Origin of the sequence: Aeromonas sp. QDB62 (assembly GCF_027705695.1) — a bacterium.
Taxonomy (GTDB): Bacteria; Pseudomonadota; Gammaproteobacteria; order Enterobacterales; family Aeromonadaceae; genus Aeromonas; species Aeromonas allosaccharophila.
Genome location: NZ_JAPDCD010000002.1, coordinates 189,492 through 215,080 on the forward strand (window position 1 = coordinate 189,492; position 25,589 = coordinate 215,080).

Sequence of the window (25,589 nt, forward strand, 5' to 3'; positions counted from 1 at the left end):
AACCCAAGCACCTGATAACAAACAAAATTAACTGGCAAACCTAAGTGAAAAAATTCATATGAAGCCGTCTGTTTTCGCTAGCAATATCATCTTCCAGCAATAAAGAAAGGGAGCCATTGGCTCCCCTTCTTGTCTTCTCTTCCCATTCAAATCTGGAAGTCGAGGGCGGGCTCGCTGCCCATGGCGCGGGCCTGAATATCCGCCAGCGCCAGCTCGGGGTTGCAGAGCTGGATAAACTGCCAGGCAAAATTGTGATGAAACTGCCCCTGTTTGAGGCCGATCCAGGCGGTGTGCGGCGCAAACAGATGGCTGCCATCGAGCTGCACCAGCCCATGATCGCGTTGGGCATCGAACGCCATATCGGCCAGAATGCCGACCCCCATCTGTAGCTCGACATAGGTCTTGATGACGTCGGAGTCCTGCGCCGTCAGCAGGATCTGCGGCTCGATGCCCGCCTCGGCAAAGGCCTCGTCTACCCGCACCCGGCCGGTCAGCCCCGCCTGATAGGTGATGATGGGCCAGTTCGCCAGCGCCGCCAGGGTCAGATCCCGCTCGCCAGCCAGCGGATGTTGCTCAGGCACCACGATGTTGTGGTGCCAGCGGTAGTAGGGAAATGCCACCACCCCTTCGCTCTTGTCGAGCTGCTCGCTGCTGATGCCGATATCCACCTCGCCGGTCTGCACCAGCCGCACTATCTCCTCCGGGCTGCCCTGACGCAGCTCCAGCTGCACCTGCGGGAACTGCTCGCGAAACGCCTTCACCACCCGCGGCAGGGCATAGCGCGCCTGGGTATGGGTAGTCGCCACCAGCAAACGGCCCGAGTCGCGGTTGGCAAAGGTGCTGGCCAGTTTGCGGATGTTGTTGGCGTCATTGAGAATGCGCTCGGCAATCACCAGCAGCTCCTTGCCGGGCTCGGTCATACCGAGCAGCCGCTTGCCGTAGCGGATAAATAGCTCGATGCCAAGCTCCTCTTCCAGCTCGCGGATATGGCGGCTCACCCCGGATTGGGAAGTAAAGAGCGCGTTGGCCACCTCGGTCAGGTTGTAATCCCGCCGCGCCGCCTCCCGGATAATACGTAACTGCTGAAAATTCACCTTGTCGCCTCCTGCGAAGGGTGGAGACACTGCTTGGTCAACACCCTCATTTTTTGTTATATGGCCGGGATCATGCCCGGCTAACAGCCTGAACCGGGCGGCCGTACCGCCCGCAACACCGCATCAAATCTGGTAATCGGGATAGAACTGCGCCTGTCTGGCCACCAGCCTCACCCCCTGACCCGGCGCAAACAGTTTGGCCGCCTCCTTGGTCAGCTCCGCCTCGTAGTGCGCCCCTTTGGTCTCACCATCACCGCGCAGCTCCACCCGAATGCGTGGCCCCATGGGCAGCAGGCGGGTGATGGTGGCGCGGATCCCGCCCGGCGCATCGGCTGGCAGGATCTCCAGCTCATGGGGACGGACATAGGCGATGGCGGCACTGCCGTGGGCCAGATGGGAAGCCGACGGCCCGCCGAGCAACTGCTCGCCGATGCCGAACCCCTGCTCGGCCACCCGACCGCGGAACTGGTTCACGCTGCCAAGGAAGCTGTGGACGAAAGAGCTGGCGGGCTGGTCGTAGACCTCGGCCGGGGTGCCGATCTGCTCGACCCGGCCGGCATTCATCAGCACCACCCGATCCGCCACCTCCAGCGCCTCTTCCTGATCGTGGGTCACGAACAGACTGGTGACGTGCAGTTCGTCGTGCAGCTCGCGCAGCCAGCGGCGCAGCTCCTTGCGCACCTGCGCATCGAGGGCGCCGAAGGGCTCGTCCAAGAGCAACACCTTGGGCTGTACCGCCAGCGCGCGAGCCAGCGCGACCCGCTGGCGCTGACCACCGGAGAGCTGGGTCGGATAGCGCTCGGCCACGTGGCTGAGCTGCACCAGATCCAGCAGATCCTTGACCCGAGCGCGAATGGCCGCCTCGGCCGGGCGCTCGCTGCGCGGTTTGACCCGCAGGCCAAAGGCTACATTCTCGAACACCGTCATATGGCGAAACAGGGCGTAGTGCTGGAACACGAAGCCGACGTTACGCTCGCGCACATGGAGATCCGAGGCGTCCTCGCCGCGGATGATGACGCTGCCACTGTCGGCCTGCTCCAGCCCGGCGATAATCCGCAGCAGCGTGGTCTTGCCGCAACCGGAGGGGCCGAGCAGCGCCACCAGCTCACCGTCGTGAAAGTCGAGGTTGATGTCTGCCAGCGCCGCGTACTGATTGAAATGCTTGTTGAGTTGTTGAACCTGAATGCTCATGGCTGCCTCTTTAATACGGTGATTCAGTGAGATTTGGTGGGCTGACCACGCAACCGGGCCAACAGGGTTTCACCCAGCAGGGTGAAGATCCCGAACAGAGCAAGCAGGCTGGCCACCGCGAAGGCGGCGCCAGTCTGGTACTCGTTGTAGAGGATCTCGATATGCAGCGGCAGGGTATTGGTCTGGCCGCGAATATGGCCGGAAACCACCGACACGGCGCCAAACTCCCCCACCGCCCGGGCGGTACAGAGCAGCAGACCATACATCAGGCTCCAACGGATGCCGGGCAGGGTGACGCGCCAGAACATCTGCAGGCCGCTCGCCCCCAGCATGATGGCGGCCTCCTCCTCTTCTGGGCCACGCGCCTCCATCTGGGGCAGCAGCTCCCGCACCACAAAGGGCACAGTAATGAAGGTGGTGGCCAGGATGATCCCCGGGGTGGCGAAGATGATCTTGATGTCATGTTCGCTCAGCCAGTCGCCAAACCAGCCACGGCTGCCAAACAGCAGCACCAGCATCAGACCGGCGATCACCGGCGACACAGAGAACGGCAGATCGATGATGGTGATGAGCAGTTGCCGACCGGGGAAGCGGAAACGGGCGATGGCCCAGGCAGCCGCGATCCCGAACAGCAGGTTGAGAGGCACGGCAAACAGGGTCACCAGCGCGGTGAGGCCAAGGGCGCTCAGGGCATCCGGTTCGCTGATGGCGTGCCAGAAGAAGGCGAGCCCAGGCGTCAGCGCCTGAATAAAGACGGTGGCCAGCGGCAGCAAGAGCAGGGCGGCAAACCAGCCCAAACCGACCGTGATCAGCAGCCACTTGACCCACTGGGGTTCACGGATCACGACCGGCGCCTTGCGAACGGGGGCCGCCTCCACCGGGGGCACCTCAATGGCAATAGCAGATGAACTCATATCCGGCTCCCTCCGATGCGAGACCAGCTCCAGGCCTGCAACTTGTTGATTAGCAGTAACAAAATGAACGAAATCAGCAGCATCACCACGGCGATGGCGGAGGCACCGGCGTAGTCATACTCCTCCAGATGGCTCATGATCATCAGCGGCGCGATTTCGGAGACCATCGGCAAGTTGCCGGCGATAAAGATGACGGAGCCGTACTCCCCCACCGCGCGGGCAAACGCCAGCGCAAAACCGGTGAGCAGAGCTGGCACCAGAGTTGGCCACAGCACCCGCAGGAAGGTCTGCCAGCGATCGGCACCGAGGCTGGCGGCAGCCTCTTCCTGTTCGCTCTCCGCTTCCCGCAGTACCGGTTGCAGGGTCCGCACCACGAACGGCAAGCCGATAAAGGTGAGCGCAATCACTACGCCGATGGGGTTGTAGGCGAGCTGGATGCCGAACGGCGCCAGCAGCTGGCCGATCCAGCCGTTGGGAGCGAAGATGGCGCACAGGGCGATGCCGGAGACGGCGGTCGGCATGGCAAATGGCAGGTCGATCAGCGCATCCACCAACCGACGACCGGGGAAGGTGTAGCGCACCAGGATCCAGGCCAGGATCAGGCCAAACAGGCTGTTGAGCAGTGCCGCGATAAAGGCCGCGCCGAAGCTCAGACGAAAGGAGGCGAGCACCCGGGGTGAACCGATCACCTGCCAGAACTCGGCGGCGGTGAGGTTGTTGACCGCAAACAGCACCAAGGCCGAGAGCGGCAACAGCACCAGCAGGCCCAGATAGAGCAGGCTGAACCCCAGGGTGGGGCCAAAACCGGGCAGGACAGAATAAGAACCAAATCGCATAACACATCCATCTGTTATGAAGAATTTTCGATATGGTGATTCTGCGCACTCTTCCAATCAGCAACAAACATCGTTTGCGACTTTGCTAATCACTTTTTTGTCTAACAACGGTAGGACAAGGCTTTTAGAGCGATCCAAATAAAAAAAGGTCTTTTATATAAATAAAAGACCTAAGAAATGGAGCAATACGGAGCGGAGCATTCAAAGAGCGGGGGCGTGGAGCCGCCAACGAACAACGTGTTCGCCACCCCTCCAACCACGTCACAGATAACTAGCGAAAACCGAGCTCGACCGGCCGGGGCGAAGCCACCTTGACCGGCGTCACCACCAGCTCGCCACGGCGATAGAGAGCACCCAGCAAATGCAGCCCCTGCAGCCAGTCCCCATGACCGGACTGGGCATTGATATGGCCCGCTTCACCGGCATCAAACAGCGGCACCTGCCACTGACGACTCCAGTATTCGGCCCGTTCAAAGCTCATCCAGGGATCGTTGCGGCTGGCCACCAGCTGGGCCGACACCTGCAGTGGCCCGGCCAATACCTCATCCGCAATGCCAAAACGGGCGGGATCGGCGGGCGCCACCAGAAAGATCGAGGCGACTTTCTCCGGCTGCAAGCGGGCCGCCGCGATGGCGGTCAGCGCGCCGAAGGAGTGGGCCACCAGATGGACCCGGCTGCGGCGACTCTTCAGCTTGCTCGCCAGCTTGGCACTCCAGACCCTGAGGTCCGGCTTGTCCCACGGCAGCCCGGTCATCCGCTGCCAGTGGGGAAAGTGATCGTGCCAGCGGCTCTGCCAGTGATCCGGCCCGCTGTTGTGCAGACCGGGAACCAGGAGGATCTTGTTCATCTTGGTGCTCCTATCGGCTGGCACAGGGGCCAGTGCTAAAGATGGGGTAAGAGCTTGTCAGCCTCAGCCACCCGGTTGATAAATCTGGTCAAACAGACCGCCCTGGGCGAAGTGTTTCTTCTGGGCCTTCTCCCAATCCCCTTCCAGATCCTTGACGGTAAAGAGAGCAAGCTGCGGGAACTGCGCCGCCGTCTCCTTCAGGATCGCCGGGTTGCTAGGGCGATAGTGATGTTTGGCGACAATATGCTGCCCCTCGTCAGAGTAGAGATAATCGAGATAGGCCTTGGAGACCGCCTCGGTACCGTGCTTCCTGGCCACCTTGTCCACCACCGCAACCGGCGGCTCCGCCAGAATGGAGACCGAAGGCACCACCAGTTCGAACTTGTCGCTGGCACCCGTCTGACCGAGCACCAGCAGGGCTTCGTTCTCCCACGCCAGCAGCACGTCACCAAGACCGCGCTCGGTAAAGCTGGTGGTGGCGCCACGAGCGCCGGAGTCCAGCACCTTCACGTTCTTGTAGAGATCGCCGACAAACTGCTTGGCCCCCTCTTCACTGCCGCTCTTCTTCAGGGCGTAACCCCAGGCGGCCAGATAGTTCCAGCGAGCCCCGCCGGAGGTCTTGGGGTTGGGGGTGACAATGGCGACATCCTTGCGCACCAGATCGTCCCAATCCTTGATCTGCTTGGGATTGCCCTTGCGCACCAGGAAGACGATGGTAGAGGTATAGGGCGCAGCGTTGTTGCCAAGGCGGCTCTGCCAGTCGGTGGCGGTCAATCCCGCCTTGGCGACGGCATTGACGTCGTAGGCGAGCGCCAGCGACACCACGTCAGCTTCCAGCCCATCCACCACGGCGCGGGCCTGTTTGCCGGAGCCACCGTGAGACTGGCTCACCACCACGTCGTCGCCGGTCTTCGCCTTCCACTCCTTGGCAAAGGCGGCGTTGTACTCCTGAAACAGCTCGCGGGTCGGATCGTAGGAGACGTTGAGCAAACGGATCTCGGCGGCATTGGCCTGGCCAAATGCCAGCAGGGAGAGCAGGGTCAGGGCGGTCATTCGCAGTTTCATGGTGATTCTCCATATCTTGTTGGGTTGAGAACAGCATGCCGTGGAGTTGTTATGCCCAGAAGGAAGAAATAACTCTTTGCTTATCTCTTTTGCTCATATCAGCCACTTGCACCGGGAGCCGGACGCAGACTCTGTGAGCCACGCCCCTCTGCCTCCTTACGCCCTGTGCCATCATGGGATCAGGCAGCAACAACGCGAAAAGGAAGCCGCCATGTGGATCAACGCCGAACCCGTCAATGGAGCCCTGGTCTCGCTGGCCATCGGTCTTATCATCGGGCTGGAGCGGGGCTGGCAGGTGCGCCAGCTGGGGGATAACCAGCGCATCGCCGGGATGCGGACCTACGGCCTTATCGGCCTGCTTGGCGGGGTGTGCGGTTTGCTGTTGCCCACCCTGGGCCCCTGGCTACCGCTGCTCGGCCTGCTGGCGGTGGTGGCCGGCTGCGGCCTCTCGGTCTGGCTGGCCCAGCGCTGGCAGGGGGAGTTCGGCCTCACCAGCTCGGTGGCCATGCTGCTCACCTACCTGCTCGGCCTGATGTCGGTGCTGCTCAGCCCGAGCGAGGCGGTCGCCTGCGCCGTACTGGCCGCCCTGTTGATGGGCTTGAAGGGGCAGATCCAGCAGGGGATGCTGTTTCTGAGTGAAACCGAATTCCACGCCACCCTGCGTTTTCTGCTTATCTCGCTGGTGCTGCTGCCGGTGCTGCCCAACGAGGAGATGGGGCCCCTCGATGCCTTCAACCCCTTCAAGATCTGGCTGATGGTGGTGGTGATCGCCGGCATCTCGTTTTGTGGCCACTTCGCGGTGCGGCTGCTCGGCACCCGCTCCGGGCTGGTGCTCACCAGCATACTGGCCGGGCTGGCCTCCTCCACCGCCCTCACCCTGCAGTTTGCCCGCCTTAACAAGGAGCAGGGCGGGCTGGAGCGACTGCTGGCCACCGGCATCCTGCTGGCAGGGGCCACCATGTGGTTGCGGCTGCTGGTGCTGGTGCTGCTCATTCACAGCGAACTGGCTATGCGCCTCGTCGCCCCCCTGTTGCTGCTGGCCACCACAGTCTACGGCTTTGCCTTCTGGTTCTGGCGTCAGCGCGAGGAGCTGACCGACGGCCCGGTAAAACCGGAAACCAGCAACCCGCTCGATCTCGCCACCGCCATCAAGTTCGGCCTGCTGCTGGCGCTGATCGGCTTTATGGCCACCCTGCTGCAAGACAAGGTAGGCAACTCCGGGGTCTATCTGCTGGCGCTGGTGTCGGGGATCACCGACGTTGACGCCATCACACTGTCGCTCTCCCAGCTCTCCCACAAGGAGCTGGCGCTGGAGGTAGCGGCCCGCGGCATCCTGCTGGCCGGGCTGGTCAACTCGCTGGTGAAGGGGTTGCTGGCCCTCGGCATTGGTGGCCGCAGTCTCGGGCTGCGGGTGCTGCTACCCTACTTCGTCTCGGCCCTGCTGATCCTGCCCCTCGTCTGGCCAGCAGGATGACGGGGATCATCTGCCAGAAGTGACAGACTGACGCCTCTCGCGCTTGTCACGTATACTGCCCCCTCTTGCAGCATGAGGAGGTAGCAATGACGAGCGACTGGGACAAGGTACTGGCAGGCGGGGCACTGGATAGCCAGAGCGAGGAGATAGCCAACGATCGGATCCGCGGTCAGGCGCTGCTGGCCAAACTCAACGGTTCACCTGCAGGTGATGGCCCTCTGCGCCAGCAGATCTGCCGCGAGCTTTTCGGCCACTGCCCCGACTCCTGCTGGATCAGCACGCCGTTTACCTGCGAGTTTGGCCGCAACATCCATATCGGCGAGAAGACCTTCTTCAACTTCAACGTCACCATTCTCGACGTGGGCGAAGTACACATCGGCAGCCATGTGCTGCTGGCCCCCAACGTGCAGATCTACACCGCCACCCACACCATGAACTATCTGGAGCGGCGCAACTGGACTGCCTACAACAAGCCGGTGCGGATCGGTGACGACTGCTGGATTGGCGGCGGCGCCATCATCTGCCCCGGCGTCACCATAGGGCCGCGCTCCATCATTGGCGCCGGTGCCGTGGTGACCCGTGACATTCCGGCCAACTCGGTAGCGGTGGGCAATCCGGCCAGGGTGATCCGCACCCTCAAGCAAGATGAGGAGCGCTGCTGGGAGCTGGCCCAGTGATGGTACTGGCGCTGCTGCCACTGGGCGCCGCCCTCTGGCTCGGCCTCGGCGAGCAGCAGTGGTGGCCGCTGGCCGCACTGCTGACCATGAGCCTGCTCACGGTGGCCGCCTACGCCTGGGACAAGCGGCAGGCGGTGCGGGGCGAGTGGCGCATTCCCGAATCCCGCCTGCATCTGCTGGAGCTGTGCGGCGGCTGGCCGGGGGCGCTGGTAGCCCGCCAGTGGCTGCGCCACAAGACCCAGAAGCGCAGCTACCGGCTGGTCGTCTGGTTTATCGTGCTGCTGCACCTGACCCTGTGGGCGCTCTGGGTCGGACGACCACTCTGGCAGCAATAGCCAACTGCATCACAAAGGGACAATGGGCCCCATTGCGGCCAATTGGCGGCTATGAGAAAACAGAGCGGATCCATCAGCGTTTTCGCTGTTTATGACGACCATATTGATAACGACAAGGAGTCGTGACATGACCATGTGGACAGGCATAGTCCTGATCGTATTTATCAGCGTATTGTTCGGATATCTCGGCAAGCGGGCTCGCTACCAGATGGGGGATGCCCGCATCACCGACCGCCTCGGCAAGCAGGATCTGGTCATCCGGGAACTGCAGGAGCGGGTCGCCAATCTGGAGGCGATCGTCATCGAGGAAGAGAAACGACGCCCGTTTCGGGAGCTGTGATTTTTCGCCATCACTCTTCAGATAACCAAATTTCAGATAACCAAAGTTCAGATAAAGAGAGAGGGCTGCATGATGCAGCCCTCTGTCGTTTCAGCAGATTCAGATTGCCAGCGGCAGCAGCTCCGCATAATCGCGGATTGCAGGGAAAGCGGTAATGCTCTGCTCCGGCTTGCAGCTGTCCGGATTCTGGATCGCCAGCTGATACCCGATGCCATAGTCGGCGGCAGCCCGCAGGATCCGCTCGCTGTCATCCACAAACAGGGTGCGGGCCGGATCGAACGCCAGCCGCTCGGCCAGCGCCTGCCAGCAGTGCTGACTCTCCTTCGACCAGCCCAACTCGTGGGTACTCACCATCAAATCCAGATGGTCGGCAAGACCGAGCTGCGCATCCTTCACCGACAGGCTGGCGGGGTGGGCGTTGGTGAAAAGCACCTGCTGCTTGCCCGCGGCGCGCAGCTCGGCCAGAAAAGGGATGGCGTGGGGGCGCCACTGGATCTTCGCCAGCAGCTCCTGCTTGAGGGCGCGAATATCGAGCCCCAGGGTCTCGCTCCAGTAATCCACGCAGTACCAGTTGAGGGTGCCGTTGACCGCCTGATAGTGCACCTCGATCTGCGCCTTTGCCTCATCCAGCGGCAGACCGCGCCGCTCGGCATAACGCTCCGGCACCAGCTGTTGCCAGAGGTGGTTGTCAAAATGCAGATCGATCAGGGTGCCATCCATATCGAGCAAGACGGTATCTATCTGGTGCCAGGGCAAGGTGGTTGAGCGGGAGTGTGGCATCTGGCCTCTTGATCTCGGTGTCACGGAAGAAATGGAGCGGCAGTATAGCGGATTTTTCCTCCCCTTTTGCCCTCCCTGGCCCGTGGTGTTCGGTGTGAGAGTCGTTTACTCTTGAAGCACGATTTTTTAACGAGCAGCCAGCGTCCGATGAGCGACCCCCACAAGAGCAAACCCGAGCACATCTCAGCCGACCAACTGGATCACCCCAAGAGCAAGCCGGAGATCCTCAAGGCCGATATCGTCGCCGAGAGCCGACTGTTCAAGGTGGAATCGCTACACCTCAAATTCTCCAACGGCGAAGAGCGGGTTTACGAGCGGATGCGTGGCGGCAATCGTGGCGCCGTCATGGTGGTACCGCTGTTCGATGCCCACACCCTGCTGCTGGTGCGCGAATACGCCGCGGGCACCCACTCCTACGAGCTGGGCTTCCCCAAGGGGCTGATCGACCCGGGCGAGAATGCCTTCGAGGCGGGCAACAGGGAGCTGATGGAAGAAGCGGGCTTTGGCGCCAATAACCTGACCCTGCTCAAGCAGGTGTCGCTGGCGCCCGGTTACTTCTCCAGCCGGATGGATATCCTGCTGGCCCAGGATCTCTTCCCCGAGCAACGGATCGGCGACGAGCCTGAGCCCCTCGAGGTGATCCCCTGGCCCCTCAACCGGATCGACGAATTGCTGGCACGACCCGACTTCACCGAGTCGCGCAGCATCAGTGCCCTGCTCTTGGCCCAGAAGTGGCTGGCGGAGCAAGCAGAGTAGCCCGCAGACGGGCAGTTAACAGACAGAGGATAACGAGATGCAGGAGTTGTTGGCCTGGGTGCCGGGGGTCAAGGAGATTGCCCGCGAAGCCGGAAGGATCCTTCACGACATCTATCACGGCGGTCAGTTCGAGCGTCAGCTGAAGGAGGATGCGACCCCGGTCACCAGTGCCGATCTTGCTGCCGATGCCTACCTCAAACAGGCGCTCTCGGCGCTCACCCCCCATGTGCCGGTGCTGACCGAAGAGGCGGCCGACATCCCCTTCAGCCAGCGATCCAACTGGCGGCAATACTGGCTGGTGGATCCCCTCGACGGCACCGGCGAATTTATCGCGGGTAGCGGCGACTTCGCCACCCTGATCGCCCTGGTGCGGGACAATGTGCCGGTGCTCGGGGTCATCTATGCTCCCGAGTCCAACGTGCTCTACTGGGCGGTGCGCGGCTACGGCGCCTTCAAGGAGGTGAATGGCGAGGTGCTGCCCATCAGCGCCATGCACCACGAGCATGACCAGCCCGACTCGCTGGTGGTGGCCATCAGCCGCCGCCAGAAGCTGGAGAACCTCACCCGCCGCCTCAACCCGGCCATCAACTACGAACTGATCCCGCTCGGCTCCAGCTCCCTCAAATCCTGTCTGGTGGCGGAAGGGGCAGCCGATTGCTACGTGCGGCTCGGCCCCACCGGCGAGTGGGATACCGCCGCCGCCCAGTGCATCGTCGAGGCAGCCGGTGGCCGCATCCTCAGCCTGGCGTTGCAGCCGCTCAGTTACAACGAAACCGAGTCGCTGGAGAACCCGGACTTTATCGTGATGGGGGATCCGGATCTCGCCTGGGGCAGCATTCTAGCCCACTAGGCGGATAGAGCTATCATCACACCAGACAAGCAGGCGGCCCGATGGCCGCCTGCTTTTTCAGAGTCGTGGTCCGGGGTGATGGCCGGTGTGATCCGCTACCCAAGGCGCTTTTGAACAGCGTGATACGCTGGCAAAGCAGCGAAATGATAGTGAAACATCACAACCAGGCGGTGAGAAATGGTGCTATTTTTCATGTAATCCTGAAAACACCTAATTAGCCAAAATAAAAAAATGAGACCAGATCAAATTTTGGTTTTATATTTTGCAAAATAGATGAGTTTTAGTTTTGTTGAATTCCGTGATCCAGATTCCATTCCCAATCTCACTGGCTAAAGCCTGCAATGGCAGTGATATGTTTCAGTCTCGCTTTTTGAGAATTAAATCCCGATAAACCACAATGAACTCAGATTAAAACACTGACAAAAAGTGAATTAGTAATGAGTTTATCTGTAGAGGCTACCAAGGAGCTATCCGGTTCCTGCTCCACCACGGCCAGCACCACCCGCTGGCGCCGTCACGACACCCACTGGGTTATCAGTCTGTTTGGTACCGCCGTTGGCGCTGGCATCCTGTTCCTGCCCATCAACCTGGGTCTGGGCGGGATCTGGCCCCTCGTCATCGTCGCGGTACTGGCAGGCCCCATGACCTTCCTCGCCCACCGCGGGCTGGCGCGCTTCGTGCTCTCCTCTTCACGTCCCCACGCCGACTTCACTGAAGTGGCGGAGGAGCATTTCGGCAAGATGGCCGGTCGCCTCATCTCAGCGCTCTACTTCCTCTCCATCTTCCCGATCCTGCTCATCTACGGGGTCGGACTGACCAACACGGTGGAGAGCTTTATGGTCAACCAGCTCGGCATGGCGGCTCCGGATCGGGTGATGCTCTCCGGCGTGCTGGTGTTCGCCATGATCGCCGTGATGCTGGCGGGTGAGAAAGCGATGCTGCGCGCCTTCGCCTTTATGGTCTATCCGCTGGCGGCCATTCTGGCGGCGCTCTCCTGCTACCTCATTCCCCAGTGGCAGTGGCCGGAAGTGACCGCGTTTGAAGGGGTCAGCTTCCTCAATACCGTCTGGCTGGCGCTGCCGGTCACCGTGTTCGCCTTCAGCCACGCCGCCGCCATCTCCGGCTTTGCCAACGTGCAGCGCCGTGAATATGGCGAGCAAGCCGAAGCCAAGAGCGGCCTGATCCTGCGCAACACCACAGTGATGCTGGTGGGCTTCGTGCTGTTCTTCGTCTTCTCCTGCGTGCTGAGCCTCTCGCCGGCACAGCTGGCTGAAGCCAAAACCCAGAACGTCTCGGTGCTCTCCTATCTCGCCAACATCACCGACAACCCGGTGATCGTGACTCTGGGGCCGCTGATCGCCTTTATCGCCATCAGCTCCTCCTTCCTCGGCCACTTCCTCGGTGCCCGCGAAAGCCTGAAAAGCCTGATCGCCAAGCCCACCGGCCTGCCGCTGGCCAAGGCGGACAAGCTGGGCATCGCCCTGATGTTCTTCGCCATCTGGGGTGCCGCCGTGATCAACCCGGGCATTCTGGGGCTGATGGAGACCCTCTCCGGCCCGGTCATCGCCATGATCCTGTTCATCATGCCGGTGATTGCGATCTACAAGGTGGAGGCGCTGGCCCGCTTCCGTCACGGCTGGACCAACGGCTTTATCCTGCTGACCGGTTCGCTGGCGGTATCGGCGCTGATCTTCAGCCTGCTGAAATAAGCACCACCCCGCGAACGGGGCTGCTGAAACGACAAGAGGCGACCCTAAGGTCGCCTCTTGTGCATGGCAAATCGCTTACTCTTTGTCGAAATCTTCGATCTCTTTGCCCAGCGCTTCCATGATGGCGCGCGCTTCGGCAGGGACGCTGTCCGGATGATCCTTGCGCAAGTCTTCGTCGCAAGGGAGCGGCTGGCCGGTGAAAGCGTGCAGGAAGGCTTCACAGAGCAGCTCGCTGTTGGTCGCATGACGCAGGTTGTTCACCTGACGGCGGGTGCGCTCATCGGTCAACACTTTCAACACCTTGAGCGGGATCGAGACGGTAATCTTCTTGACCTGTTCGCTCTTCTTACCGTGTTCCGCGTAGGGGCTGACGTAGTCGCCGTTCCACTCTGTTCCCATGACTCACCTGTTCTCATTTAGCCGTGAGCGCGGATTTTAACCCTTAAGGAAATTAATGGCAATCCAACAGCAAAGCCATTTAGACGTCTGGAGGTGTTGACGGCTTTTTTGTGCTGGCGTAAGGTGGTTCACCATAGGCCAGTAATGGCAGGATCGCCGTGGCGCAGGCAACGCAGCCATCGCCCAGAGACAGTTCAAGGAGAGAGTGACATGACCCACAAGGCCACCCTGGCGGTTCGCACCGGGATTGAGACAGACCAGCAACACGGTGCCGTGGTGCCCCCCATCTATCTCTCCAGCAACTACACCTTTGCCGACTTTGGCGAGCCCCGTCAATACGATTATGCCCGCTCCGGCAATCCGACCCGCACCAATCTGGCGGACGCGCTGGCGGCACTGGAAGGGGGCGCAGGCGCCGTGGTCACCGGCACCGGCATGGGTGCCGTCCATCTGGTCACCACAGCACTGCTCAAGGCGGGGGATCTGCTGATCGCCCCCCACGACTGCTACGGCGGCACCTGGCGTCTGTTCGAGTATCTGGCGGCCAAGGGCCACTACCGGGTGCAGTTTGTCGATCAGGGTGACGAGGCCGCACTGGCCGCCGCACTGGCACAAAAGCCGACACTGGTGTGGGTCGAGACCCCCTCCAACCCGCTACTGCGGGTGGTGGATATCAGCGCCATCGCCAGCGCCGCCCACGAGGTGGGTGCGCAAGTTGTAGTGGACAACACCTTCCTCTCCCCCCTGTTGCAACAGCCGCTGGCCCTCGGTGCCGATGTGGTGGTGCACTCCACCACCAAGTACATCAACGGCCACTCAGACGTGGTGGGCGGGGTGGCGATTGCCAAAGAGGCCGCGCAGGCCGAATCCCTGGTGTGGTGGGCCAACTGTCTGGGGCTCACCTCCGGGGCGTTCGACTCCTACCTCACCCTGCGCGGTCTGCGCACTCTGGCCCCCAGATTGCGCACCCATCAGGAGAACACCGATCGCATCCTCGCCTTCCTGCAACAGCAGCCGCTGGTAAAACGCATCTATCACCCCAGCCTGCCGAGCCATCCGGGCCACGATATTGCGCGCCGTCAACAGTCCGGCTTCGGCGCCATGCTAAGTTTTGAACTCGATTGCAGCGAGGCAGGCATCCGCGCCTTCTTCGCGGCCCTCACCCTCTTCTCGGTGGCCGAGTCCCTCGGCGGGGTGGAGAGTCTGGTGGCCCATCCGGCCAGCATGACCCACAGGGCCATGACCCCGGCAGCGCAGCAGGCGGCAGGCATCAGCGCCCAGCTGCTGCGGTTGTCGGTCGGTATTGAACACGGTGAAGACCTGGTGGCCGATCTGGCTCAGGCTTTTGAACAGGCGCAGCAGGCAGAACAGGTAGCGAAGTAATGGAACAGCAGCAACAAGGAGAGATCGCGGTGGCAGCAGAAGCAGGATTGAAGCGACGTCACGTCCACAAGTTTGGTGGCAGCAGTCTGGCGGATCCGGTCTGTTATCGCCGGGTCGCCAGTATCGTTGAACAACAGGTGGGCGGGGATGAACTGATCGTGGTCTCCGCCGCCGGCAAGACTACCAACCGGCTGATCCAGCTGGTGGAGCTGGCCGAAGCCGGAGATGAAGCCGCTGGCGAGGCCATCTCGGCCCTGCAGGCCTATCAACAGAGCCTGATCGACGGCCTGCTGGAAGGTGAACTGCAGCTCGACCTGAGCAAGCAGCTGGCCGACGACATGCAGCTGATCGCCAAGACGCTGGAGGGGCAGTTTGACCGCTTCGCCCGCAACGGCCTGCTCGCCTTTGGCGAGGTGTGGTCGGCGCGCCTGCTGGCGGCCCTGCTCACCAGCCGCGGCGACAAGGCCATCTGGCTGGATGCCCGCAGCTTCCTGCGCGCCGAGGATGGTGCCCTGGTCAAGGTGGATACTGCGCTTTCCAGCGAGCTGCTCAAGGCGCGGCTGGCCGAACATGCTGGGCGCATTGTGGTAACCGGCTTTATTGCCGCCGACATGGAGGGGCGCTCCCTGCTGCTCGGTCGCAATGGCTCCGACTACAGCGCCAGCCTGTTGGCGCTGCTGGCGGACGGCGAATCCACCACCATCTGGAGCGACGTGGCAGGTGTCTACAGCGCCGACCCGCGCCGGGTGAAGGAGGCGCGCCTGCTGGAGCGCCTGAGCCTCGCCGAAGCGAACGAGCTGGCCCGCCTTGGCTCATCGGTATTGCACTCACGCACCCTGCAACCGGTGGCTGACAGCCGCCAGCGCCTCACCTTGCGCTGCAGCTACAACCCGGATGAGGGCTGTACCCATATTCTGCGTCGTGCGCCGCGCTCCGGCGGCGCCCGCATCGTCTCCTCGGTGGATCAGATTGCCCTGATCGAGCTGAAAGTGCTGCCGCAGACCAACTACGAGCAAACCGTGGCCACCATCGAGGCTTATCTCGCCCGCCACCGCCTGAACCCGCTCACCCTGCAACGCCAGCCTGATCGCCGGATCCTGCGCCTCGCCTACACCCTGGAAGTGGCACAGGGCGCTTTCGAGCTGCTGCGCGACTTCCAGTTGCAAGGGAGCTTCACCGGCCTGATCCAGAAAGAGGGGTACAGTCTGGTGGCGCTGGTGGGGGCCGGTGTCACCGACAACGCCGAGCAGTGTCACCGCTTCTATCAGCTGCTGGCAGATCAGCCGCTGGAGTTTGTCCAGGTGGCCCGAGATGGCCTGAGTCTGGTGGCCGTGCTGCGTCAGGTGGTGCTGGAGCCGCTGCTGATCGCCCTGCACAGCGCCCTGTTCAGCCGCCCGACCCGGGTCGGTCTGGTGCTGTTCGGCAAGGGCAATATCGGCGGCCACTGGCTGAGCCTCTACGCCCGGGAAAAGTCACGGCTCGAGCATGAACTCAATCTGGCACTCACCCTCTACGGGGTGTTCAGCTCGGAAGGGGGCCTGCTGGATGAAGAGGGGCTCAACCCCCTCAAGATACAGGACAACTTCAACCCCAAACCGCTGATCTGGCCGGAGTTGCTCTCCCAGCTTGAGCAGCACGGCTTCGATGCGCTGATTGCGCTGGACATGACCGCCAGCGAGACGGTGAGCCGCTACTACCCGGACTTTGCCCAGCTCGGCATTCACATCATCGCCGCCAACAAGTTTGCCGGTGCCGCCGACAGCGAGTTCTACCAGCGCATCAAGCAAACCTGCCGCGACCATCAGGTGCAGTGGCGCTACAACGCCACCGTGGGCGCCGGTCTGCCGATCCAGTCCAGCATCCAGATGCTGCGCCAGAGCGGCGACCGCATTCAGGGGGTCTCGGGTATTTTCTCCGGCACCCTCTCCTGGCTGTTCCAGCAGTATGACGGCACCCGCCCCTTCTCCGAGCTGGTGGATGAGGCGTGGCAGCACGGCCTGACCGAGCCGGATCCCCGCGAAGATCTCTCCGGTCAGGATGTGCGCCGCAAGCTGCTCATTCTGGCGCGGGAAGCGGGCTTCGAACTCGACTCCGCCGATATCGAGCTGGAGAATCTGGTGCCCGTCCCGCTGCGCAAGGTGACCGCCGATCAGTTCATGGACCGGCTGAAAGAGCTGGATGGCCCGATCCAGACCGCCTTCGAAGGGGCCAGGCGGCTTGGCAAGGTGCTGCGCTACGTGGCCCGTTTTGAACATGACGGCAAGGCGCGGGTCGGACTGGAGGCGCTGGAGCCCCACCACCCGTTCGCCAACCTCTTGCCCTGCGACAACATCTTCGCCATCGAGAGCGACAGCTACCGCACCAACCCGCTGGTGATCCAGGGACCGGGGGCGGGTCGCGAAGTGACCGCAGCAGCTATCCAGTACGATCTGTGGCAGATCTGCGCCAGCCTCTAAGGCAGATAATGCAAAGGGAGCAGCTCAGCTCCCGCGCACAATAAAAAAGCCCGAGTCGATGACTCGGGCTTTTTGCTGAATGGCGCTTCGATTAGGAGAAGCAGGCCTGCAGCACGTAGAAGATGACGATGGCCAGAATGGCGCCGGCCGGCAGAGTGATGACCCAGGAGACCACGATGTTGCGCAGAACACCCAGATTCAGCGCCGCAATACCGCGCGCCAGACCGACCCCCATCACCGCACCGACCAGGGTCTGGGTGGTAGAGATGGGCAGACCTGTGCCGGAGGCAATCACCACGGTCGCGGCAGTCGCCAGCTGGGCGGCGAAACCACGGCTCGGGGTCAGGTGAGTGATGCCGGTACCGACCGTTGCCATCACCTTCTCGCCCATGGTCGCCAGACCGATCACGATACCGATACCGCCCAGCGGCAGGATCCACCAGGCGATGTGGGAGCTGCCGCCGATCTCGCCACCGGAAGCCACGATAGAGGCCACCGCAGAGAGCGGGCCAATGGCGTTGGCCACGTCGTTGGAGCCGTGGGCAAAAGCCATGGCACAGGCAGTGATCACCATCAGGATGCCGAACACCTTCTCCACGTTGGCGAAGTGCATCTTGCTGTCATCCTGCGGGTTGTACTTCTGACCGCGAATGTAGATCCAGCCGGCAAAGGCCACTGCGATGGAGATGGCAACGGAGAGCAGAATGCCCTCGCCATCGGTCAGGTGCAGACCAACGTGGGTCAGCCCCTTCTTGATGGTCACCAGACAGATCACCAGCGCAGTCAGGAACATGTAGAACGGCACATAGCGCTTGGCATTGTTCAGGGGATCATCAGTGTTGAAGATAAGCTTCTGCACGCTGATGAACATGAAGTAGGCGATGACACCGGAGATGGCCGGGGTGATGACCCAGGAGCCGACGATGCCGCCGAACTTGCTCCACTGCACCGCTTCCGGGCCAATGCTCACTACCGCAAAACCGACGATGGCGCCGATGATGGAGTGAGTGGTCGAGACCGGCCAGCCGAAGTAGGAGGCCAGGATCAACCAGGCGCCCGCCGCCAGCAGGGAGGCGATCATACCGAGCACCAGCAGATCCGGGCTGTCGACAAACGCATTGCTGTCGATGATGCCGTTACGGATGGTGGCCGTCACTTCGCCACCGGCCAGATAGGCACCGGCAAACTCGAAGATCATGGCAATGATGATCGCCTGACGGATGGTCAGGGATTTGGTGCCGACCGATGTGCCCATGGCGTTGGCAACGTCATTCGCGCCAATGCCCCAGGCCATCAAAAAGCCGAACAAGGCCGCCACGAGCACCAGAGTGGTGCCGTAATTCGCGATAATGTCCATTAATAGTGTTTACCCAGTCAGTCGATTACGAACGAGCCAGCATCAGTTCCAGACGGGCGCCTACACGCTCGGCCTGATCTGCCAGGTCACCTACCCATTCGAGGATCTTGTAAAGGAACATCACATCAATCGGATTGTACTTCTGCTCAACCGCTTGCAGCTGTTGGCGCAGACCGATCTGCATGGTGTCTGTATCGTCCTCGATCAGATCCAGCTGGTGGATCATCTCGGCAACCATTTCCACTTCCCGTCCTTTGAAGCCGGTCTCGAGCAGCTCGTCGAGCTCCCCGATCGCTTTCTCGGCCTGAGCGGTCGCATCAATACAACGTTTGAGGTAAGCCATGAAATCCGCCCGCATTTCTGAGGGGAACTCCATGCGACGGCCAAGCATGCGGCCGGAGATATCCTTGGCACGGTTGGCAATCTTGTCTTGCTGGGTCAACAGCTCCAGCAGGTCGGTACGCGCAACCGGCAGAAACAGGCCACGAGGCAGTTTCAGACGAATTTCACGCTTGAGGATGTCCGCCTCTTTCTCCAGCTGGGCAATCTGCTGCCGGATCTGCTCGGCATCTTCCCAACGGTCTTCGGCAACGGCATCAAAGAAAGGAACCAACTGCTGGGAGCACTGGTGAACCTTGACGATATGCTTCTGCAGCGGCTTGATGGGGGACTTGGCAAAAAGCCCCAAAATAGTATTTACTGGCATGGCCAAACCTGTGTCGGTGAAAAAACACTCGATACGATTTTATGAGGCGCGCAGGATAACCGAACTGCGCACTCAATTAAACCGCGAATTAATCTGGTTGTATCGCGGGCATTATATCCCCGCGACCCGAATCCTGCCCCCCAAAGTTGCCTGCCAGCCCGGAATGACTATGCAAACTGAGATCGAGATAAAGTTTTTTGTCGCCAGCGACATTCAAACCGCGTTATCCAACCTGCTGAATTCTCTTGAAATTAAGGAATCGTCCCGACAGCAGCTCGGCAACGTCTATTTCGATACGCCGACCCTTGCCCTGCGCCAGCTGGAGATGGGGTTGCGGATCCGCCGCTGCGATGCCTTCGCCGAACAGACCATCAAATGCCGCGGCCAGGTAGTGGGCGGCCTGCACGCCAGACCCGAGTACAACGCCCCCGTCAGCGGCGATCTGCCGACTCTCTCGTCCTTTCCCGATGAGATTTGGCCGACCCTGACCGAGCGCGACTGTATCCAGCAGCAGCTGGTCGCCCAGTTTCGCACCGACTTCCTGCGTCGCCACTGGTTGATCGCCTTCGAGAACGCCGAGATTGAGCTGGCCTGGGATCAGGGAGAAATAGTCGGCAGTCAGGGCCGCACCACCATCAACGAACTGGAACTGGAGCTCAAGTCCGGCGCCACCACAGCCCTGTTTGCACTGGCCCTGCGCCTCGCCAAGCTCGGCGGGTTGCGCCTCGGCGCCCAATCCAAAGCCCAGCGCGGCTATCGACTGGCAGGCCTTGGCAAACCGCTGGCCCTGCAAGCGCTGGTCGAGCATGAAGGTATGGATGGCATAACGGGGGTAAGCGAGGGGCTGCGCCACTGGCAACATCACGAGCAGCTCTGGCTGGAGCATCCGCAGGATGAAGACGTTCAACGGCAGGCACTCGCGGCCCTGTGTCAGGGGATCGATCTGGTCGCCCGCAGTGCGGCCACGCTGCCACAAGCCGCGCCCTGGCTGCCAGCTCTGACCAGCCTGCACGCACATCTGCAAGCCCAATCGGGCGAGCATGACGAGTGGCCTGCCAAGCTGGCCGATCTCTTCCTCTATCCGGCGTATGTCGAGTTGCAGCTGGCCATCGCAGCCTGGCTGCATCACACCGCCTGAGCGGGGCTATGTAGGAACCCAAGGTCGGAACTAAAGACCAGAAACAAAACGGGTGAGCCTTGGCTCACCCGTTTTGCATTACAGCAGGTTGAGCTGCTGCATGGCGCTGCGAATGCGCTCGCGGGTTGCGTCCGACAGCGGCATCACCGGCAAGCGGCACTCCTCGCTACAGAAACCGAGCAGGGAAGCGGCATATTTGGCACCGGCCGGGCTCGGCTCGGCAAACATCGCCTGATGAAGCGGAATGAGCTGGTCTTGCAGTTCACGCGCGGCTTGCCACTTGCCCGCCAGCGTGAGGTTCTGCACCTCGGCCACCAGCTTGGGGGCTACGTTGGCGGTCACCGAGATACAGCCCTGACCGCCGCCGATGTTGTAGGCGACGGCGGTGGCATCTTCACCGGAGAGCCAGGCGAAGGGCTTTTTGATCAGCTGGCGCTCGGTCCAGGGACGAGCCAGATCGCCGGTGGCATCTTTCACCCCGGCAATGCGCGGCAGTTCGGCCAGACGGGCCAGGGTCGCCGGTTGCACGTCGACAATGGCGCGCGGCGGAATGTTGTAGACGATGATCGGCTTGGCGGTGGCGTCGTGGACGGCCTTGAAGTGGTGGTAGAGCCCCTCCTGATTGGGACGGTTGTAGTAACCGGCCACATGCAGGGTGGCATCGGCGCCGACCCGCTCGGCATGGAGGGTGTACTCGATGGCCTCGACCGGGTTGTTGGAACCGGCCCCGGCAATCACCGGCACGCGCCCCGCCACCTGCTTGACCACCAGCTCCACCACCCGGCAGTGCTCGTCATGGGTCAGGGTCGGGCTTTCACCCGTGGTACCGACCGGCACAATGCCGTGGGTGCCCTGCTCGATATGCCACTCCACCAGACGCAGCAGCGCCTCTTCATCCAGCTTTCCCTGTCGAAACGGGGTGATCAACGCAACGATTGAACCTTGAAACATGGGATCTCCTTCTCCTAAATGACGCGCATATGGCAATAAAAAACCCCGGTACGATGTGCGCAACCGGGGTTTGAAGCTTCTCAGGGATGAGAGGTTACGCGCGAACGTCGGCAGGCCCGAATTTCAGGCTTTTTTTGTGCTTTCGTTTCAACCCGTTGAACCGCATTTCGTCATCTCTGGTCAAAAAATGGTGTCTGGGCATATTTCGGGAACACGGCATAAATGTCAAGGCGAAAGGGGCTATGTATAATGGCCGCCCAAAATTGCGTGGAGAGACCCGATGAGCAGCCCTATCAGTGCCGTCAGCCAGATGCTGGAACGAAACCAAGCCCTCTTTGTCGGCAAGCGGCTACTTGTCTGTGGCGCGCTGGAGGATGACTACCCCCGCCAGCTGGCGACCCTGGCCCAGACCCTGACCGTCTTTACCACCGATTACTGCTACTACCGCAGCCAGCAGGCCGCCCTCGGCGAGGCCATCCTGTTCGACCACCAGCTCGCTGGCGCCCCCCGCTTCGATGCCCTGCTACTGCTGATGCCCAAGGCCAAGGCCGAGGCGCAATATCTGCTGGCCATGATGACTCCCTTGCTGGAGGCGGGTGCCGACCTGTTCCTGGCCGGTGACAACCGCGGCGGCATCAATGGCGCCGACAAGCTGCTGGCCCCTTATGGCGAGAAGCCAGTCAAACGTGACTCGGCGCGCCGCTGCTCCCTCTATCACGGCGAACTGAGCAAACCGGTCGCACCGTTCGAGCTGGATAGCTGGTTTGGCCGCTACCAATGCAAGGCCGGTGATACCGAACTGACCGTGCTGGCACTGCCCGGCGTCTTCAGCGCCGCCGAGCTGGATCTCGGCACCCAGATGCTGCTGGCCGCAGTGCCACCGATGAAGGGCGATCTGCTCGATTTTGGCTGCGGCGCCGGGGTGATTGGATCTGTGCTGGCCAAGCGCAATCCGGATCTCAAGGTCAACATGGTGGATATCAGTGCGCTGGCGCTGGAGTCGAGCCGCCGCACCCTGGCGATCAATGGGTTAGAGGGCAAGGTTTACCCTTCCGATGTCTATTCCGATGTCTCCACCCGTTTCCAGCACATCGTCTCCAACCCGCCATTCCATGCGGGTCTCAAAACCTTCTATGCGGCGACCGAGCAGTTCCTGGCCAGGGCGCCGGAATTTTTGCTGCCAACTGGCTCGCTGACCATTGTTGCCAACGCCTTCTTGCGCTACCAGCCTATACTGGAGACACACTTCAAACGGACTGAAGTGATCAGCAGTGATGCCAAATTCAAGGTCTATCTGAGCAAAGTGTAAATAAGTGTAAGCCGCACAATAAAACAGCTAGAGAGCGCCATACGGGATCTGATAAGGTACTAAGAGCACTATAAAAACACCCCTTAAGGGGTGTTTTTATACCGGATGTTGAAAACCTTTTCATGTGGTTCATTCAGGGAGAGAAATACGATGGCAGGCATTTTGACCATGATCCTGGCTGGTGGCGAAGGTACTCGCCTGCAGCCTCTGACCACCACCCGCAGCAAGCCTTCCGTCCCCTTCGGGGGCAGCTACCGGCTGATCGACTTTGTCCTCAACAACTTCGTCAACGCAGACTTTCTGCGCATCTATGTACTGACCCAATTCAAATCCCAATCCCTCTATCTGCACATGAAGAAGGGCTGGAATATCGTCGGCATCACCGACCGCTTCATCGACCCCATCCCGGCCCAGATGCGGATGGGCAAACGCTGGTATGACGGTACCGCCGACGCCATCTACCAGAACCTCGGCTTTATCGAGCGGGCCGAACCGGATCACGTCTGCATCTTCGGCTCCGACCACATCTACAAGATGGATGTGAGCCAGATGGTCACCTTCCATAAGCAGAAGAACGCCGCCATGACGGTCGCCGCCCTGCGCATGCCCATCGAAGAGGCCAGTGCATTCGGGGTGATCGAGGTGGATACCGAAGGACGGATGATCGGTTTTCAGGAAAAGCCGAAACAGCCCAAGCACATCCCCGGCGATCCGACACAGGCGCTGGTCTCCATGGGCAACTACATCTTCGAGACCGATGCCCTCTGCCGCGAGCTGAAGCGGGATGCCGCCGAGGAGAACTCCAGCCACGATTTTGGCAAGGATGTGATCCCGAGCCTCTACCCGCGCGCCCCCGTCTATGTCTACGACTACAGCACCAACGTCATTCCCGGTGAAAGACCGAGCGTCTACTGGCGGGATGTGGGGACTCTGGACTCCTACTGGCAGGCGCACATGGATTTGGTAGCCGACAATCCCCCCTTCTCCCTCTATAACCGCAAGTGGCCGCTACACACCCACTATCCGGCGCTGCCGCCCGCCACTTTCATCGACAGCGACGAGTGCAAGGTGAAGATCGCCAACTCCCTGATCTCCGCCGGTTGCTTCATTCAGGGCAGCCAGATCCAGCGCTCCATTCTCGGTTTCCGCTGCAATATCGGCCCCTGCAGCCACATCAGTGAATCCGTGCTGCTGGGGGATGTGAAGATTGGTGAAGGGTGCTCCATCCGGCGCGCGATCATAGATAAAAACGTTGAAATTGCGCCCGCCACCGTTATCGGTGAAAATCTCGACCACGATAGAGAGCGATTTACCGTATCCGAAGGCGGTATCGTGGTGGTACCTAAGGGAGCAAGAGTTGGCTATTAACCCACTGAAAATCCTGTTTGTTGCCTCGGAAGTTGAGGGGCTGGTCAAGACCGGGGGCCTGGCAGACGTTGCCAGAGCCCTGCCGATGTACCTGGCCCAGAAGGGACATGATGTCAGGATCATGCTGCCCTTCTACAAGACGATAAAGCGACGGGATGAGGCCAAACTGGTCGCGTCCCGCTGGCTTCCAACCCATCCGGGGCTGCCGGATATCGGTTATCGCATTTACCAGATGGAGCTGGATGGCGTCTGCGTCTATCTGCTCGACTGCCCGCAATATTTCGATCGTCCCCAGCTCTACGCCGAGAACAATCAGGCCTATCCGGATAACGGCGAGCGCTTTGCCTTCTTCTCGGCGGCAGCCCTCCATGCCTGCGAGCAGCTCGGCTTCGCCCCGGACATCGTCCACTGCAACGACTGGCACACCGGCCTGCTGCCGCTGCTGCTGAAAACCCGCCATGCTCAGAACCCCTTCTTCCAGCAGACCCGCAGCGTGATCAGTATTCACAACGCGGCGTTTCAGGGAGTGTTTGGCCGCGAGCAGTTCTGGGCCATGCCCGAGATCGCCGATTACGAACGCCGCATCAACTACGACTACGGCCACGTCAATCTGCTCAAATGCGGGGTGCTCTACGCCGACAAGATCAATGCGGTTAGCCCCAACTATGCCCAGGAGCTGCTGACTCACCTCGGCGCCCACGGCATGGCCAGCATCTTCCAGCAGCGGGCGGCCGATCTCTGCGGCATCCTCAACGGCTGCGACTACAAGGACTGGGATCCTGAGTTCGACGAGTTCCTGCCTGCGACCTACAGCATCGACAACATGGCTGGCAAACAGATCTGCAAGCAGAGTCTGCAGCAGGAAGCGGGACTGGCCGTGGCAGATCTCCCGATCTACGGCATGGTTTGCCGCCTGACCGAGCAGAAGGGTGTCCCTCTGCTGCTCCCTGCGCTGGAGAAATTCCTCCACCATCAGGTGCAAGTGGTGATCGTCGGCTCTGGCGATCCTGCGCTCGCCACGCAACTGCAAACCATGGCCCGGGATTATCCGGACAAGCTCGCCTTCATCAACACCTATGACGATCGGCTGGCTCATCTGGTCGAAGCCGGTGCCGACTTCTTCCTGATGCCCTCACTGTTCGAGCCTTGCGGCCTCAACCAGATGTACAGCCTCGCCTACGGCACCCTGCCGCTGGTGCGCGCCGTGGGGGGTCTGAAAGATACCGTGGTGGATTGGGATGCCGATCCCGAGCGGGCCACCGGTTTCTGCTTCAACGATCCAACGGCCGCCATCCTGCTCGATACCATGCGCCGCAGCTTGCTCTATTTCCTGCAGGACAAGGAGCGTTTTGCCAAGGTGCAGCACAATGCCATGAAGACCCGCTTCAACTGGCCTGACTCTGTCACCCAGTATGAGCTGATGTATCAGAGCGCATTGGGCCGTTACTGAGCACCAAACGTCGGCTAATTGCTGAAGTTTTGTACCCTTGGCGCCACTTTGGGCGTCAACAGCGAAAAAAGTCCCCTTTGGCTGTTGACGCTCCCCCAAAACTCTATAGAATCCCCCTCCGCAGTGATGCGAAGGTGGCGGAATTGGTAGACGCGCTAGCTTCAGGTGTTAGTGTCCCACGGATGTGAGGGTTCGAGTCCCTCT

Annotated in this window: 24 protein-coding genes; 13 read left to right on the forward strand and 11 right to left on the reverse strand. The window is 61.2% G+C overall.

The features are described from left to right. Positions 1-146 precede the first annotated feature (146 nt). The 6 genes from cbl to OKC27_RS01975 form a co-directional block, all read right to left on the reverse strand. The gene (gene cbl / locus OKC27_RS01950) at positions 147-1,094 is read right to left on the reverse strand and encodes an HTH-type transcriptional regulator Cbl (RefSeq protein WP_270805898.1); all 948 of its coding nucleotides are present in this window, start codon (positions 1,092-1,094) and stop codon (positions 147-149) included. A gap of 123 nt (positions 1,095-1,217) precedes the next feature. Further along, entirely contained in the window at positions 1,218-2,285 is a 1,068-nt protein-coding gene (locus OKC27_RS01955) for a sulfate/molybdate ABC transporter ATP-binding protein (protein WP_075113859.1), read from the reverse strand. A 23-nt stretch (positions 2,286-2,308) separates the two neighbouring features. Beyond that, on the reverse strand, positions 2,309-3,199 hold the full coding sequence (gene cysW / locus OKC27_RS01960) for a sulfate ABC transporter permease subunit CysW (RefSeq protein ID WP_270805899.1): 891 nt from the start codon (positions 3,197-3,199) through the stop codon (positions 2,309-2,311). After that, positions 3,196-4,035: a sulfate ABC transporter permease subunit CysT gene (cysT, locus tag OKC27_RS01965; protein WP_075113857.1), complete on the reverse strand. Its 840-nt coding sequence runs from the start codon at positions 4,033-4,035 to the stop codon at positions 3,196-3,198. The genes cysW and cysT overlap by 4 nt, the downstream gene beginning before the upstream one ends. A 271-nt stretch (positions 4,036-4,306) precedes the next feature. After that, positions 4,307-4,882 (reverse strand): RBBP9/YdeN family alpha/beta hydrolase, encoded by a 576-nt coding sequence (locus OKC27_RS01970; protein ID WP_075113856.1) that lies wholly within the window; start codon positions 4,880-4,882, stop codon positions 4,307-4,309. Between the two features lie 63 nt (positions 4,883-4,945). Beyond that, positions 4,946-5,947 carry a sulfate ABC transporter substrate-binding protein gene (locus tag OKC27_RS01975; RefSeq protein WP_075113855.1) on the reverse strand — a complete coding sequence of 334 codons (1,002 nt, stop codon included), beginning with the start codon at positions 5,945-5,947 and terminating at the stop codon, positions 4,946-4,948. A 211-nt stretch (positions 5,948-6,158) separates the two neighbouring features. Between OKC27_RS01975 and OKC27_RS01980 the strand changes: the two genes are divergently transcribed. The 4 genes from OKC27_RS01980 to OKC27_RS01995 all read left to right on the forward strand — a co-directional run bounded on the left by OKC27_RS01980 (position 6,159) and on the right by OKC27_RS01995 (position 8,773). Further along, positions 6,159-7,421 carry an MgtC/SapB family protein gene (locus OKC27_RS01980; protein ID WP_075113854.1) on the forward strand — a complete coding sequence of 421 codons (1,263 nt, stop codon included), beginning with the start codon at positions 6,159-6,161 and terminating at the stop codon, positions 7,419-7,421. Between the two features lie 86 nt (positions 7,422-7,507). Beyond that, a complete protein-coding gene (locus OKC27_RS01985; protein WP_234662995.1) occupies positions 7,508-8,098 on the forward strand; it encodes a sugar O-acetyltransferase in 591 nt (196 codons plus the stop codon). Next, a complete protein-coding gene (locus tag OKC27_RS01990; protein ID WP_270805900.1) occupies positions 8,095-8,433 on the forward strand; it encodes a DUF1294 domain-containing protein in 339 nt (112 codons plus the stop codon). Before OKC27_RS01985 ends, OKC27_RS01990 begins: the two co-directional genes overlap by 4 nt. Before the next feature lie 127 nt (positions 8,434-8,560). Further along, positions 8,561-8,773: a hypothetical protein gene (locus tag OKC27_RS01995; protein WP_005348798.1), complete on the forward strand. Its 213-nt coding sequence runs from the start codon at positions 8,561-8,563 to the stop codon at positions 8,771-8,773. A gap of 99 nt (positions 8,774-8,872) precedes the next feature. On the opposite strand, the gene yrfG is transcribed toward OKC27_RS01995, so the two are convergent. Then, complete coding sequence (yrfG, locus tag OKC27_RS02000) at positions 8,873-9,553, reverse strand: GMP/IMP nucleotidase (RefSeq protein ID WP_270805902.1); 681 nt, start codon at positions 9,551-9,553, stop codon at positions 8,873-8,875. 147 nt (positions 9,554-9,700) lie between these two features. Between yrfG and nudE the strand changes: the two genes are divergently transcribed. The 3 genes from nudE to OKC27_RS02015 all read left to right on the forward strand — a co-directional run bounded on the left by nudE (position 9,701) and on the right by OKC27_RS02015 (position 12,868). Continuing rightward, entirely contained in the window at positions 9,701-10,309 is a 609-nt protein-coding gene (gene nudE, locus OKC27_RS02005) for an ADP compounds hydrolase NudE (RefSeq protein ID WP_270805903.1), read from the forward strand. Between the two features lie 37 nt (positions 10,310-10,346). Continuing rightward, positions 10,347-11,159 (forward strand): 3'(2'),5'-bisphosphate nucleotidase CysQ, encoded by an 813-nt coding sequence (cysQ, locus tag OKC27_RS02010; protein ID WP_042053272.1) that lies wholly within the window; start codon positions 10,347-10,349, stop codon positions 11,157-11,159. A gap of 437 nt (positions 11,160-11,596) precedes the next feature. Then, positions 11,597-12,868, forward strand: a complete 1,272-nt coding sequence (locus OKC27_RS02015; RefSeq protein ID WP_111805985.1) for an aromatic amino acid transport family protein — start codon at positions 11,597-11,599, stop codon at positions 12,866-12,868. 75 nt (positions 12,869-12,943) lie between these two features. On the opposite strand, the gene metJ is transcribed toward OKC27_RS02015, so the two are convergent. Beyond that, positions 12,944-13,267: a met regulon transcriptional regulator MetJ gene (gene metJ, locus OKC27_RS02020; RefSeq protein ID WP_005343046.1), complete on the reverse strand. Its 324-nt coding sequence runs from the start codon at positions 13,265-13,267 to the stop codon at positions 12,944-12,946. A gap of 210 nt (positions 13,268-13,477) precedes the next feature. On the opposite strand from metJ, the gene metB reads away from it, so the two are divergent. Together metB and OKC27_RS02030 are read left to right on the forward strand one after the other, a co-directional pair. Beyond that, entirely contained in the window at positions 13,478-14,650 is a 1,173-nt protein-coding gene (metB, locus tag OKC27_RS02025) for a cystathionine gamma-synthase (RefSeq protein ID WP_182938715.1), read from the forward strand. Continuing rightward, positions 14,650-17,106, forward strand: coding sequence for a bifunctional aspartate kinase/homoserine dehydrogenase II (locus OKC27_RS02030; RefSeq protein WP_182938714.1), 2,457 nt, complete (start codon positions 14,650-14,652; stop codon positions 17,104-17,106). The genes metB and OKC27_RS02030 overlap by 1 nt, the downstream gene beginning before the upstream one ends. A gap of 91 nt (positions 17,107-17,197) precedes the next feature. Here the strand turns inward: OKC27_RS02030 and OKC27_RS02035 are convergent, their stop codons facing one another. Both OKC27_RS02035 and OKC27_RS02040 read right to left on the reverse strand, forming a co-directional pair. Beyond that, positions 17,198-18,463: an inorganic phosphate transporter gene (locus tag OKC27_RS02035; RefSeq protein ID WP_042658053.1), complete on the reverse strand. Its 1,266-nt coding sequence runs from the start codon at positions 18,461-18,463 to the stop codon at positions 17,198-17,200. Between the two features lie 25 nt (positions 18,464-18,488). Then, entirely contained in the window at positions 18,489-19,169 is a 681-nt protein-coding gene (locus OKC27_RS02040) for a TIGR00153 family protein (RefSeq protein WP_042059563.1), read from the reverse strand. Positions 19,170-19,338: 169 nt separating this feature from the next. Here OKC27_RS02040 and OKC27_RS02045 point away from each other — a divergent pair, with 169 nt between their 5' ends. After that, positions 19,339-20,307, forward strand: a complete 969-nt coding sequence (locus OKC27_RS02045; protein WP_182938713.1) for a CYTH domain-containing protein — start codon at positions 19,339-19,341, stop codon at positions 20,305-20,307. A gap of 78 nt (positions 20,308-20,385) precedes the next feature. Here OKC27_RS02045 and dapA read toward each other — a convergent pair whose 3' ends face one another. Then, on the reverse strand, positions 20,386-21,258 hold the full coding sequence (gene dapA, locus OKC27_RS02050; protein ID WP_182938712.1) for a 4-hydroxy-tetrahydrodipicolinate synthase: 873 nt from the start codon (positions 21,256-21,258) through the stop codon (positions 20,386-20,388). 280 nt (positions 21,259-21,538) lie between these two features. Here dapA and rsmC point away from each other — a divergent pair, with 280 nt between their 5' ends. The 3 genes from rsmC to glgA all read left to right on the forward strand — a co-directional run bounded on the left by rsmC (position 21,539) and on the right by glgA (position 25,385). Beyond that, on the forward strand, positions 21,539-22,567 hold the full coding sequence (gene rsmC, locus OKC27_RS02055) for a 16S rRNA (guanine(1207)-N(2))-methyltransferase RsmC (protein ID WP_234663000.1): 1,029 nt from the start codon (positions 21,539-21,541) through the stop codon (positions 22,565-22,567). A gap of 150 nt (positions 22,568-22,717) precedes the next feature. Beyond that, positions 22,718-23,935, forward strand: a complete 1,218-nt coding sequence (glgC, locus tag OKC27_RS02060; RefSeq protein ID WP_270805904.1) for a glucose-1-phosphate adenylyltransferase — start codon at positions 22,718-22,720, stop codon at positions 23,933-23,935. Then, a complete protein-coding gene (glgA, locus tag OKC27_RS02065) occupies positions 23,925-25,385 on the forward strand; it encodes a glycogen synthase GlgA (protein ID WP_042059551.1) in 1,461 nt (486 codons plus the stop codon). The genes glgC and glgA overlap by 11 nt, the downstream gene beginning before the upstream one ends. Positions 25,386-25,589: the final 204 nt, after the last annotated feature.